Below are 13,428 nucleotides of genomic sequence, written 5' to 3'. Positions count from 1 at the left end.
AAAGCGCAATCGCCCGCAGCATCGCAGGCCGTATCGAGATCGCCTCAGTTTCTAGTTTCATTCTTAGATGAAGCTGGCGGTCTGAAAACGAGACACGATGTCCGGCGCGACCGCTCCAGCAAGTCACGGCGACATTTCCCGAATTGCCCTCACGACGGGTGACGACGGAAAGCGAAAGCCGCAGAAAACTGAGTAACGCTGCGACGTTTCGGCCGCGTCAATAATCGCGTGACAGGCAGCAGGCGGTGGTACCAAGTTCAGCTAGAAACGCCCTATTGGCTTCTTCGCTGCGGTGATTGAACGGCGGCCGACCGTCGATGAGACATGTCCCAAGAGATGATCCAGGGCCACAGTTGATGGCGGATTAAAACACATGGGATTGACTAACCCTTGTTGAGCCAAAATACCGGAGGATATTCCATGCCGATCTACTATCCCGACATCCTGGAGCAGAAGACCGAGCCGCGCATCTTTACCTACGGCGAGAAGGACGTAATGCTGTACGCGCTGGGTATCGGCATGGGTCACGATCCAATGAATGAGCGTGAGCTACCATTCGTGTACGAGAAGGATCTCAAGGTTGCTCCGACCGTTGCCACGGTGCTGGCATCGGCTAGGGGACGGCCAATTAGGCCCGCTGCAGACCAGAAGTCAGGCCTCCGGATTAGTGAACTGAATCTCCTGATGTTGGTCCATGGCGAGCAGAAAGTCGAGCTGCACAAGCCATTGCCGTCGTCCGGCACGATCACAGCCATCAGCCGCACGATCGGCGCTTACGATAAGGGCAAGGAGAGGGGCGCGGTCGTCGTCGACGAGACCGTGTGGACCGACGAAAAGGGCGAGAAGGTGGTCACTCTCACCGGCTCCACCTTCGCCCGCGGCGACGGAGGCTTCGGCGGGCCGGCACAGGGTGCGCCCGAGCCGCACCCAGTGCCGGAACGTAAGCCGGACCTGTCGGCCTTGTTTGATACCCGGGCAGACCAGGCGCTGCTCTATCGGCTGAATGGCGACTTCAATCCGCTTCATTCTGATCCCGAAGTCGCCAAGCAGGCCGGCTTCTCGCGACCGATCCTGCATGGCCTGTGCACCTTCGGCATCACTTGCCGCGCGGTGCTGCAGGAGTTCTGCGATTACGATCCCAAAAGAATCCTGAGCCACCAAGCGCGCTTCTCGGCACCGGTGTTCCCCGGCGATGCTATCACTGTCGATCTTTGGCAAGACCTCAACGTGATTTCGTTCGAGGCCCGCGTAATCGATCGCGGTGTGACGGTGATCAAGAACGGTAAGACCGTGCTGCGCGCCTAGGCGCGCGGCTTCGCAGCGGCGGCTGATTTCCGTCTCCTATCACTCCCCAGCAGAGGTCGGCTGTCAGCTGCGCCATCGACAGGCGATACACCTTCTTGCTCCGCCGCTGGAAGTGACCGCCGCGCTCTACGGATTTTGCTTGAGATGAGTGACGCGGATGCGGATGTTCCTCGTGCGATATCTCGACGAGCGCCACCTTCGAGGCTCGGTACGCATATCTATCACAGCCAAGAGCGCGGCCACGGTCACAGTCGATGCCAGTGGGACTGGCGTCACCGCTGATCGCCATCTGCTTCTTCTCAGAGCTGCGCCTCTAGTTGTCGCGTAGCCCTGATTGAAGAATATCGGCGCAAGGACGGTGACGCGCAGCGTGGAGATCCAACTGTCGGCGCCGATGCGATCGGCCGACTGGGTTGCATCGGATCCCATTATCGTTAGGCAATCACCATTTCGTTCGGCTCCTCGCATTTTCGTCAACGGAGAGAGTGGACTACTGCTTAAAGCTGACTTCCTGAAACGCACGCCACGACCCCGGGAAAGGCCACGGTCGAAATTCGATGTTGTCGCGCCAAGCTAGCGTGATGATTGGGCGGTACGTGGGCACCCCACCCAGCACGTTTTCATGCTTGTAGTGGCCAATCTGCTTGATGAGGTCCACCCGCTTGTCCGGGTTCACCGTCGACTTCAACTCCTCGATCATTGCGTCGGCTTTAGGATCGTCAGTCTGCGAAGTAAGGCCAAAGCCCTTACCAGGAACATAGCTGTGCAGCATGCCTGCCCACGGCTCTGCCGGATCACCCGGCAGGCCGTGACCATACATATTCATCACGATACCATCTAGGGGGCCGGTGGGAGTGCGGAAGAGAAGCTTGAGCCACGCCGAATACTCGAGGCCCTGCACCTTGCAGCTAATGCCGACGGCGCCGAGATACGCAAACACCGCTTCGCCGTACTCCTTCACGTTGGGCTCGCGCGGCGTGATAAGGTTGTAGCACGGGGTCTCGAAGCCGCGCGGATAGCCAGCCTCTGCAAGCAACTGCTTTGCCTGGCGAACGTCGTACGCGTAGGGCTTCAGCGCTGGATCGTAGCCCGTAGAGCCATGCCAAACCTCGGCGTAGCGCTCGCCTTGCCCGAACAGAACGTTCTTGATGATCGCGTCCATATCGATCGCATGAGCAACCGCTTGTCGCACCTTCAGCTTGCTGAAGGGTGACCCGGGCTTGTAGGCCGGAAAATCAATGTAGAGATTGTTCACAGTAGGCGCTGAGAAGGTTTTCACCCCAGGCATCTTCTTGATCTCATCCACAGACGACACCGGTACCGAGTCGATCCAGTCAACAGCCCCCGACTTGAATGCAGCGATCCGGGTCATATCTTCAGGAATGAACTTCAAGACGAGGTTCTTGACCTTCGGTCGTGCGTCCTTGTTCCAGTATTCGTCGAACGCCTCGAACTTCATGTCTTCCTTGATCGAGCGCGACACGAATTTCCACGGACCGGTGCCCACCGGTGCCTTGGCGAAGCCTTCCTCACCTACCTTCTCGAAGTACTTCTTGGGAATCGCCCAGAGCTGAAGGCAGTTCGCTATGTAGTTACCGTCCGGCGCATTAAAATGCAGCTTGAAGTGATGATCATCGACGATCTCGAACTTTTCGACACTCTCCTGAAAGTGGGATAGGCGCGAGATCTTGGGGTCCTTCAGCCGCTCGTAGGCGAACTCGAAGTCCGCAGAGGTTAGCGGGTCGCCATTGTGAAACTTGACGTCCTCACGCAGATATACATCAATGATCGGCTTCTCCGCGGTTCCTTGGACGCTCCATGAGTCCGCAAGCCAGTTCACCGCCTTCAAATCAGGCCCGAACCGGACCAGCTGCTCAAATACTTGCCCGAAAAAATACCAATCCGCGCCAGCAACGGCCTTCGTTGGATCGAGCGCTGTCGGCTCCGCTGCGAGCGCCGCAACAAGCGTATCCTTTGCTTGCACATAAGCCACTGGACTGAGAGCGAACAAGGCGCAAGCCATCGCGGAAACACGAAAATTGATCATCACATCTCCTCGAACAATTTCAACCAATAGCGCTAGGCTATTGCAATTCCGAAGTTGGCCAAGTTCGGTGCAGCACGGCGGTCATTCAAAGCTTCGGAAGCACGACCCCCTCGACGCACGAACTCCTCGCCTAAACTCTAAGCGGTTGATCGAGTGTAAAAGCGACGCAATCCCCTCGAACTCAGGGAATTACTGCAAGATTGGACTGGTTTTGCAAAAATGAGACGGCGAGTATCTGCTGTCAATTAAGTGAAAATTAATCGGGGCCACCGCACTTGGATCGTACATGATCAGCCCCTGTTGCCACTGCATACGTGCTGCATCCGCGCGATTTCGAACAAAGCCGTCCCGATCGCGGTCCACCATACACGCTTCGTTTTGCCCACGTCTGCCAGAGCATGCGCATGAAGTGCACGCGCGGCAGCGCTGGCAGCGTGACCTTGGGCACCTTGCCGCACCAGCTTCGATCTCCTCATGACAGTCGCTGGTGACCAGCTTCACGCAAACAGGCGGTTCACGAAGGTCGGTGCGACGATAGGCAGGTATGGCCGGTCGCCCTTGATGGCGCTGCTTGAGGTCAGCGCACAATCGGCTGACCCGGTTCTTGGACGCGCCGCTCAGGCCCAGCCCCTTGATCAGATCAGATCATCCCCCGAGCGGGTGGAGATCTCGTGCACGTGGGTCTTAGCTGCCGGCACGCGTGTGCCAGGTTGCGGCTATCGATCGGCTCAAGCTTTTTTATCGTGGGAGGCGGCGCTGCGCGCTTCGGCATCGACCTCCATCGAGCGTTGGGCCATCAATTGCATCGTCTGGCGCAGCACACCGATGTGACTTTCCTTTTCGGCGAGATCGGTCGGCCATGGCGGTGTTTGTGATCGTGGGTTCCTCTTCAAGGCTCTAAAGATCAGGTTGCGTTCGCATCCAATCAGATTTCATTTAGCAAGCGGTCTGATTATGTTTGGTCGATTGCCGACTTCATTCGGGCGATGCGCTGGTCACGCAGCTGCGTCCGGCGGACCTTACCAGCATCATCGCGGAGAGGCTCATCGACGAACTCGATGGTGCGCGGATGTTTATAGGTTACGAGCCGCTCCGCCAGATGCGCCAGGAGCTTCTCCTCAGTCAGACCCGCGCGCGGCTGGACGATGGCGTGCACGGATGAGCCCATGTCCTCGTGCGGCAGGCCGACCACAGCACTCGACACCACTAAGGGGTGCTCGTCGATCGCCGCCTCGACTTCGGCCGGATAAACGTTAGCGCCGCCAACCAGAATCATGTCCGTGCGCCGGTCCGCGAGGTAGAGATAGCCATCAGCATCAAAGTAGCCGATATCGCCGAGACTCTCCCAACCACCCGGGAGGGTGCGCGCCATCGCGCCAAGATAGCGATAGGCAGGCGCCGCATCGTTCGGTCGCCGCATGTAGATCTCACCCGTCTCGCCTGAGGGCAGCTCATTGCCATCGGGATCGAAAGCCTTCATATCGCCCACCTTCACGCGACCGACAGAGCCGCGGTGATGAAGCCACTCGCAGCCGGTGATTATGGTATAAGCTATGTTCTCGCTGCCGCCGTACATCTCCATGATCACCTCGGGTCCCAACCAGCCGATGAAGGCCTCCTTGAGCCATGGCGGACAGGGTGCTGCCAAGTGCCAGAGCGTCTTTAGCGTTGAGATGTCATATCGGGTCCACACCTCTTCCGACAATCGCCAGATCCGACTCATCATTGTGGGCACCAGATACACCCAAGTCGCATTGCGCCGCTCGATCTCGGCCAACACCCCCTCGGCATCGAATCGCGGCATCAGCACCAGATGGGCATTGTCGAGCACTGCCTGCATGGCGAAGGCGAAAGGCCCACCGTGATAGAGCGGCCCAGGAATCAGCGCTGTGTCGAGCGGACCCAAGCGCCAGACTGTGGGGCTGTTGGGTGCCGCCGACGTCACACCGCGCGAGCCGGAGAGGATCAGCTTAGGTCGACCGGTCGACCCGCCGGAGGTCAGAGCATATGCAACCGGAGAGACACGCGGCTCAACCGGCCGCTCATCGTCGGATAGCGAAAGCAAGTCGTCGACCGTAACGCGCCGCCGGTCAGTTTCCAAAGCCGGCGACGCTATTACCACCGAGGGCGCAGCGAGATCGACGATGGCGCGCAGTTCGGCGTTCGGTAGTCGAAAGGACACTGGTTGCGGGGTCGCGCCGAGCTTCCAGACACCCCAACAAGCCTCGATGAAGTTGATCCCGTTGGGTAATCCGATGGTGACTAGGTCGCCGGACTTAACACCCAATTTCTCCAGGGCGCGAGCGATGCGGTTGGTCCGCGCCTCTAGCTGGCCGCAGCTGAGGGTGGTCTCCCCGCAAGTGACAGCTGGGGCATCCGGCATCGCCTGGGCGCGGCGGAGCAATTTTTCGCCCAAGGAAATCATGTCTTCTGGCATTTTTCGTTTCGGATTATTTTCGCTTCACCAATGACAAGCCAGCGTCTCGATATCGGATTTCGCCGAAGATCAAAGTCGCCGAACTTCGTCAGACTTACGCAGACTCTCCAAATTTGCACAACTCCATGCAGCGTTGATCGTAGGCACGCACAGGAGAGGAACCGTGATAATTGGATGCTAGCCTATGCTGGCTTAAGTGCCGATCTGGCATGCTCATCGAATTTGACATCGGCATTCAAGGTAGTTCTCAGAGGGAGCTTAAAATCATCCAAAATCGAGGTATTTAGCAGCAAAACATCGCAAACATCCGGTCCCTTGCATGAAATCAGAGCGATGTCTGCTAAAACTTGTTCCTCCATTTTTGGATCAACTGTGCGCCACCGATGTTCACGCCTATGACGTAGTCGCTGATAGCGTGCATGCGGGGCGGAAATGGGTGGACCGTGCGGAAAATCATACAATACGGTCATCGCAGGCCGACTATCGCGAGCCGCTCTGCTGCTCTGACTGCGCAACATTACGTCCGATGGTCAAAGCCGGCTGCAAATGTGACGTGAGCGTCTAAATTTTCCGCAGAGTTGAGTCACGCGCTAATTAGAGGGTGTACTTGATCTCGCAATAAGCCGCTCGCACAGCATTAGCAGCTCTGCGCAAATGGGCTCGTCCTCGATCGCGATATTTCCCCAACACGCTGGCGCTAGGCCCGGCGCTCCCGCTGCACGCGATGCGCGCTTGGCCGATACGCCGCTTCCAGTGCCGCTGCATGGGTGCTTCTACGCCGTAGGGGATTAAATGGCGAGGATCATCCGTAGCAACTTAGCGGGAGCCGCCCTTCACCTTTGCCTGACTGAAACGGCGCTCGCGCATCCCACTAGCGCGTGCAATGCGCGACCAAGCGGACCTCGGAAAGATCATTTGAGAAAGCATAATTGCACGGCGCTGACGCAGAGATTCTTCGCAGAACTCAAGCAAGCGTCGAATTTCGGCGTCGCTGCGTGCCTGAATGCATCAAGCGAGACCGGAACGCTCTCTACATTGCATTTAAGGCGCCTGGGCTTCAACGGCTTGGTCCGGAGTAAATAGAGCTGAAGACAGTTTGTACTGGAACCGACTGATGACCAACAATTTGATTTCCTTGGGCGAGAAGCTCTCCCGACTTGCCCAAATGCAACCCAATGCTCCCGCGGTCAGTTGCGGCGAAGTTACCCTAACTTACGCGGAGTTTGAGGCGCGGACGAATCGCATCGCTCGGGCGCTTGAACTTCTGGGCGTCAATGTGGGTGACCGTGTAGCCATCGGTTTGCCAAACGGGGTCGAGTTCGTTCAGGCTTGCTGGGGCGTGTGGAAAATCGGAGCAACACCAACACCAGTATCCTTCCGACTCACTAACTTCGAATTGAAAGCGATTGTCGACTTGGCCGATCCACGAGTAGTGATTGCCCTGCCTGACATGGAGGCGAGCCGACGAAGGGTTACTGTCGAGGACCTCCTCGCGCTGTGCGACGACGAAGCGTCGGTGGCGACGCGGGTGGCCCCATGCGTGAAGGCTATGACTTCCGGTGGCTCCACGGGTCGACCGAAGCTCATAGTCACTAACTTCCCCGGAGTGACATCCATTGACGTCCCCGCTGCCGGAAAGCTGTCGACGGAAGATCAATGGCGCGTGGGAGCCGGGGATACGATGGTGATACCTGCACCTCTCTATCATGGAGGACCTTTTCTGTCTGCTCAGGAAGGACTGGTCAAAGGCGCCCATGTCGTGCTGATGCCCCGCTTTGACGCCGAACTTGTGCTCGCTGAGATCCAGCGTCGGAGGGCAACGTGGACATATCTTGTTCCGACAATGATGAACCGCATTTGGCGGCTTCCGGAAGAAGTTCGAGCCCAATATGACGTATCTTCATTGAGAACGCTCTGGCACTTAGCTGCACCCTGCCCGCCGTGGCTAAAGGAAGCTTTCATTCGCTGGTTGGGGCCCGAAGCGATTCTGGAGCTCTATGGCGGCAGCGAAACTCAAGTTTGGACAAGAATTACTGGATGCGAATGGCTCGAACACCGAGGTTCCGTTGGACGTGTGCTCGGCGGGGAGATCATTGCTGTCGGCCCTGACGGAAACAAATTGCCGGTCGGCGAAGTCGGGCAAATCTACATGCGCGGCCCCTTGGGCTTACCTGCACGCTATACGATCCTAGGCGCGCCGCCACCTGTCGGTCTTCCGGGGGGCTGGGAAACCTTGGGTGACATTGGCTATTTCGATGCTGACGGGTACCTCTATCTTGTCGACAGACTCACTGACATGATTCTGGTCGGAGGCGCTAATGTGTATCCCGCTGAAGTCGAAGCCGCGATCGACGAGCACCCACTAGTGCTGTCGAGCGCCGTGGTAGGCTTGCCAGACGAGGACATGGGGTCGACCGTTCACGCCATCGTTCAGGCTCGCCCGGGGCTGACCCAAGACACGTTACTGGCGCACCTCGAGCACCGGCTGGTGGGCTACAAACGCCCGCGAACATTTGAGTTCGTGGATGAGCCTCTTCGCGATGACGCGGGAAAGGTTCGTCGGACCAAGCTGCGTGATGAACGAATTGCGCGAACGAAGTTGGCTGCTAACCAGGGCTAAGCAGCTTGGATCTTACAACCGCGCTGCGGAAGTATGCCCGAACAGTTATCAAAGTAAGGACGACATCGACCCATGCGGAAAATTTTGATCGCCAACCGCGGTGAGATCGCCATTCGCATAGCGCGCACAGCCGCCGATCTCGGCATCACCAGCGTCGGCGTGTTCGCAAATGACGATGCAGATGCGCTTCATGTGAAGGTGGTGGATGAGGCGCGCAGTCTGGGCTCCGACGGTGTCGCCGCATATTTGAATACTGAACAAATTCTCAAAGTTGCCGCCGAAACGAACTGCGAGGCTGTTCATCCTGGATACGGATTCCTGAGTGAAAGCGCCGACTTCGCGCGATCGTGTGAGCGGGCTGGTCTGATTTTCGTGGGGCCCACACCCGACACTCTGGATTTGTTCGGCGATAAGGCGGCCGCGCGCCGCGCGGCTAAGGCGTGTGGAGTGCCGCTGCTGCCTGGACTAGATCGCGCGATCACATTGGAAGAGGCCGATCGCTTTCTCCGCGACCTCGGGGAGGGCCGCGCCGTCATGCTGAAGGCGATCGCCGGCGGCGGCGGACGGGGCATGCGCCCAGTCGAACGCGTCGAGGACCTGCCCGAGGCTTTTCAGCGCTGCGCCTCAGAAGCATTGTCCGCGTTTGGATCTCCGGATTTATACATTGAAGAGCTCTTTCCCAGAGCGCGCCACATTGAGGTGCAGATACTGGGGGACGGCCGAGGCGGGATTCGGCACCTGTGGGATAGGGAGTGCAGCCTTCAACGGCGCCGCCAGAAGCTCGTCGAGGTAGCGCCCGCCTTTGGCCTCGATGACAACGTCCGCGGTGAGATTTTCGATGCGGCGGTGCGGCTTGCAAAGCATGCCAACTACCGCGGCCTGTGCACCATGGAGTTTCTGATCGATGCGAGCTCGACCGACGCGAAACGCTTCGTGTTCATGGAGGCGAACCCGCGGATACAGGTCGAACATACCGTCACTGAGGAGATCCTAGGATTGGATCTCGTGGAGGCCCAGCTGCGCGTCGCAGCCGGTGCAAGCCTGCAAGACCTCGGGCTGTCTGCAAACTCGGTGTCGCCCAGAGGGGTCGCCGTCCAACTCCGCGTCAACATGGAACGGATGGCGCCCGACGGCTCAAGTCGGCCGACCGGAGGCGTGATTGACGTCTACGAACCGCCGAGCGGTCCCGGAGTGCGTACCGACGGCTTTGGTTATGCTGGGTACGCGACCAGCCCGCGATACGACAGCTTGCTTGCGAAGGTGATCGTCCACGGCCCCACTCTTAAGGCCTCAGTTGCACGCGCCCGGCGGGCCCTAAGCGAATTCAGAATTGAAGGTGTTGAGGTCAACATTTCCTTGCTACAGGCTCTGCTTAAGAGCAATGCACTTGAGAAACGCGAAATACATACACGTTATATCGATGATCACATTGCAGAATTGTTGGTGTCGCCACCGGACCTCCAGCGATATTTTTCCGACACTGACAACGATGTGAACGCCGCTGGCGCGGTCGTCGATCCCGACGATCCGCTCGCTGTGTTGTCGCTTCGTCGAGAGCGCGGGGCGCAACAGAGCGGCGCTGCTGCTAAGACGCCGGGCCCGACGGGGGCGATCGTAATCGGCGCGCCTATGCAGGGCACCGTCTCCACGTTGCAGGTGGAGGTTGGTCAATCCGTGCGGGTCGGGCAGCCCATGCTCGTCATCGAAGCCTTGAAGATGGAGCACGTGATCCCCTCGCCCGCTAGCGGCGTGGTGGTTGGCATCCCGGCGCGCTCAGGGGTCGCCATATTGGAAGGGGCACCCCTCGTCTTTATTGAACCAGCTGAGGTTGGGGATCGCGAGGCCATCGAGGAAACCGCCGAAGATCTTGACTTCGTCAGGCAGGATCTCGCGTTGGCGAGGCACCTTCACACGCTGACGGGTGACGAAGAGCGGGCGGCGGCGCGGGCAAAGCGCCACGCTAAAGGAAAGCGAACCGCTCGGGAGAATATCGACGATTTGTGCGATGCAGATACGTTCTTAGAGTATGGCCCGCTCGTGGTTCCTTCTCGACAACATGGAGAAACTCGAGAAGACCTCGAGGCCAAGCTGTCAAAGGCGCCCGCAGATGGCTTGGTGATGGGGATCGGTCGAGTGAATGGCGACCTTTTTGGTGCGGACCGATCGCGCTGCGCCATTTTGTCCTATGACTATTCTGTCGTCGCTGGCACCCAAGGCAACAAAGGGCACGAGAAGACGGACCGAATGCTGGAGATGGCGCGGGATACCACGCTGCCCGTGGTCTTCTTTACAGAGGGCGGAGGCGGGCGCCCGGGCGTTTATCCCGGAGAGCCTCCGCCGCCGCCCACGACGGCGGGCGGGTTGAAGTACGCGAGCTTTCGGCACATGGCCCGTCTATCAGGACTGGTACCGGTCGTCGGCATTGTGTCCGGGAACTGCTTTGCGGGGAATGCCGTCGTGCTGGCGCTTTGCGACGTCATCATCGCCACCCGCGATACGACGATGGGGATCGGCGGCCCGGCGTTGATCGAAGGGGGTGGACTTGGCCGCTTCACAGCGAAAGAGGTAGGCCCCGTCGAGATCCAAGAGCCGAACGGCGTCATTGATATCGTCGTCGAGGACGAGGCCGAGGCGGTGCAAGTCGCTAAGCGTTATCTCTCGTACTTCCAGGGCCGCCTAAACGATTGGAAAGAGCCGGACCAGCGAATCCTCCGGCACGCGATACCGGAAAATCGGCGCGCGCCCTACGACGTTCGGAAGATCATCCGAACTTTAGCCGACGAAGGTTCCATGCTTGAGCTGCGCCCTCGCTTCGGGTTGGCGATGGTGACAGCGATGATTCGGGTGGAGGGACGGCCTCTCGGTGTCATCGCCAACAACTGTCTATCTCCGACGGGGGGCGCAGTGGATTCGGACGCCGCCGACAAGGCCGCCCGCTTCATGCAGCTGTGCGATGCTTTCGATATCCCGATCCTTACGATGCTCGACGTGCCAGGCAATATGGTGGGACCAGAGGCGGAGAAAACGGCGACGCTCCGCCATTGCGCCCGACTGTACGTCACCGGCGGCAACCTCTCGGTTCCAATTTTCTCGGTGGTCTTGCGTAAAGCCTACGGCCTCGGCGCTATGGCGATGACAGGGGGCGACTTGCAGATTCCACGGTTTGTTGTTTCCTGGCCGACTGGGGAATTCGCCGACATGGGCCTGGAGGGCAAGGTCAAGCTCGGCCGACGCGCCGAGCTCGCCGCGATCGAGGACGTCGCAGAGCGTAAGGCGCGCTACGAGGAGCTGCTGGGGCAGGCCTACGAATGGGCTCGCGCCGTCAATGGAGCGTCAGTTTACGAATTTGACGACTTGATTGATCCTGCTGATACGCGCCGGTGGATCGCCGCTGGTCTCGAATGCACCCCCGCTGTGCCGCTGCGCACGGGCAAGAAGCGAGCCTTCATCGACACGTGGTGAGGGCCGTTCGCCGAGTTGTTCCGACAGCAGCGCGGTTTGAAATCGGGGCTTTGCTCCCCAAATTGTGTTGAGGTGTGCGCGTCGGAGCTGGCCCAAGCGGACGCCATAGCTGCGGCCGGTAATCGGGGCTGCGGTACCAGCGCCGTTTCAACGGGCATCAGGCGGCGCGTTGCGTTCCAGCGCTCGGCGAGCGTCCGGGGTGGACAGCTCTCCACATCATCGTCGAAGCCGGCTTCTTGATCCGTACCTCTCGGTGAGCCTTTCCAACTACCTGGCTAGGTGCCACCGAAGAAAGCGCGATGACGATGGGAGCATATCCGGGAACGCAACGCGAGCACGTGCGGGCCAACTTCGTCACCGAAGAGGAAAGGCATTCCACGGAATGTCGGCGGCCCGCTCACTGTGTCGATCTAGTCCGTGTCGCCTGCCGCCAGCCGAGCCGCTCGTCGACTTCGCGGCGCCTGGCGTTGAAATGCCGCCTCAAGTCCAACGAAAGCGTGGCGGGGGGACGCGGCTCCTGTCATTTCTTCTGTGGGCGCCGCCTCGTCAGTGCTTGCGGTTGACGTAAGCGACTTCGAAGTCCGCCAAGGTAGACAATTAGAGCCTCCCATAGCTGGGGTCACGATACTCGCCGTGAATGCCAGAGACTTGTTCAAAAGCCAAAATGCGCCTCGGAATCGGGGGTTTCTGCAACGTCGGTCTTCCAGCCATCCACAAACGGCCGCTCCTTGCTGGTGCGCGTCGGCGAGGGCGGCCCCGAGCTTACGCCTGCAGGAGTCCAGTCTCTGGTATCAGCCGGGTCGATCACGTCATCGATCTCGAACATCGATGCTGTGTTGACCGCTTTTCCACGCTCGTACCGTTCCGCGACCAAGCGGTTAAAGGCGAACAACCGTTCCGCGGGATAGGCCGTCCGCCAGGGTCGTTTCGATCAATTTCTCCAGAGGCGTCGTGGTCCGCCGTACGGCAACGACCAGTGCACCGTCCTCGTGAAACGCACCGGGATGACGAGGTTATCGGTGTTCTCGCGGGTCGTGCGCCGGTTCGTCCGGCGGCATCTCGCGACTGTGTCGGGCCGGTTGATATGCCTGATCTTGGCATGCTGTTCCAACACTTCTGCGAGACCTGGCCGGACTTCCATCGAGATCGATCTCATGATCATCCTCGGACGCATGTCCGGCGTCGTCGCTCGGCTCGACGTACGCCAGTGGATGGCCTTCGGGGATCGCGTCGCCAGTTGCGATCCTCAGCGGCTTCAGGCATCCACCGATCGTAGCTTTGATCACGCGCTGCTTCTCCATCGCCTCCATCACGAGGATCTGCTGACCTGTGCGCAGCAGATCGCCCTCGTCGACGCTGATCCAGACGACTTGCATTGAAGCCAACAGCAGTACGGTGTCGCTCGGCCCGGCCAGACCATTGTGATCCTCCCCGGACGGTCACTTCAAACTCCCCCACCTGTGGTCGCGCAAACTCCCCCACTTGTGGAGCAGGACGAGAGGTTATTAGGTTGACTGGGTTTTGCGTGCAAGGGCCTCGGCAGCTTCCTTGAGGCGG

7 protein-coding genes are annotated in these 13,428 nt (G+C 59.3%); 3 read left to right on the top strand and 4 right to left on the bottom strand.

Translation table 11 applies throughout. The annotated features are described in order from the left end of the window. Positions 1-420 precede the first annotated feature (420 nt). A complete protein-coding gene (locus ACV1FX_RS39225; RefSeq protein ID WP_473122856.1) occupies positions 421-1,305 on the top strand; it encodes a MaoC/PaaZ C-terminal domain-containing protein in 885 nt (294 codons plus the stop codon). 490 nt (positions 1,306-1,795) lie between these two features. Here the strand turns inward: ACV1FX_RS39225 and ACV1FX_RS39220 are convergent, their stop codons facing one another. Beyond that, positions 1,796-3,352, bottom strand: a complete 1,557-nt coding sequence (locus tag ACV1FX_RS39220; protein WP_473122855.1) for an ABC transporter substrate-binding protein — start codon at positions 3,350-3,352, stop codon at positions 1,796-1,798. A 952-nt stretch (positions 3,353-4,304) separates the two neighbouring features. Next, a complete protein-coding gene (locus tag ACV1FX_RS39215; RefSeq protein ID WP_473122854.1) occupies positions 4,305-5,789 on the bottom strand; it encodes an AMP-binding protein in 1,485 nt (494 codons plus the stop codon). Positions 5,790-6,903: 1,114 nt separating this feature from the next. Between ACV1FX_RS39215 and ACV1FX_RS39210 the strand changes: the two genes are divergently transcribed. Both ACV1FX_RS39210 and ACV1FX_RS39205 read left to right on the top strand, forming a co-directional pair. Continuing rightward, complete coding sequence (locus ACV1FX_RS39210) at positions 6,904-8,409, top strand: AMP-binding protein (RefSeq protein WP_473122853.1); 1,506 nt, start codon at positions 6,904-6,906, stop codon at positions 8,407-8,409. 72 nt (positions 8,410-8,481) lie between these two features. Further along, the gene (locus ACV1FX_RS39205) at positions 8,482-11,871 is read left to right on the top strand and encodes a carboxyl transferase domain-containing protein (RefSeq protein WP_473122852.1); all 3,390 of its coding nucleotides are present in this window, start codon (positions 8,482-8,484) and stop codon (positions 11,869-11,871) included. 652 nt (positions 11,872-12,523) lie between these two features. On the opposite strand, the gene ACV1FX_RS39200 is transcribed toward ACV1FX_RS39205, so the two are convergent. Both ACV1FX_RS39200 and ACV1FX_RS39195 read right to left on the bottom strand, forming a co-directional pair. Then, positions 12,524-12,697, bottom strand: coding sequence for a hypothetical protein (locus tag ACV1FX_RS39200; RefSeq protein WP_473122851.1), 174 nt, complete (start codon positions 12,695-12,697; stop codon positions 12,524-12,526). A gap of 187 nt (positions 12,698-12,884) precedes the next feature. After that, positions 12,885-13,181: a biotin/lipoyl attachment domain-containing protein gene (locus tag ACV1FX_RS39195; protein WP_473122866.1), complete on the bottom strand. Its 297-nt coding sequence runs from the start codon at positions 13,179-13,181 to the stop codon at positions 12,885-12,887. Positions 13,182-13,428: the final 247 nt, after the last annotated feature.

Source organism: Bradyrhizobium ingae (genome assembly GCF_055791185.1).
Note: the sequence above shows the minus strand (reverse complement) of the source record. Positions and strands in the feature narration are given on the sequence as shown.

Bases quoted from the DNA above. Each gene is read 5' to 3' on its own strand.
- ACV1FX_RS39225 (WP_473122856.1), top strand. From the start codon at position 421: ATGCCGATCTACTATCCCGACATCCTGGAGCAGAAGACCGAGCCGCGC.
- ACV1FX_RS39220 (WP_473122855.1), bottom strand. From the start codon at position 3,352: ATGATCAATTTTCGTGTTTCCGCGATGGCTTGCGCCTTGTTCGCTCTC.
- ACV1FX_RS39215 (WP_473122854.1), bottom strand. From the start codon at position 5,789: ATGCCAGAAGACATGATTTCCTTGGGCGAAAAATTGCTCCGCCGCGCC.
- ACV1FX_RS39210 (WP_473122853.1), top strand. From the start codon at position 6,904: ATGACCAACAATTTGATTTCCTTGGGCGAGAAGCTCTCCCGACTTGCC.
- ACV1FX_RS39205 (WP_473122852.1), top strand. From the start codon at position 8,482: ATGCGGAAAATTTTGATCGCCAACCGCGGTGAGATCGCCATTCGCATA.
- ACV1FX_RS39200 (WP_473122851.1), bottom strand. From the start codon at position 12,697: ATGTTCGAGATCGATGACGTGATCGACCCGGCTGATACCAGAGACTGG.
- ACV1FX_RS39195 (WP_473122866.1), bottom strand. From the start codon at position 13,181: ATGGAGGCGATGGAGAAGCAGCGCGTGATCAAAGCTACGATCGGTGGA.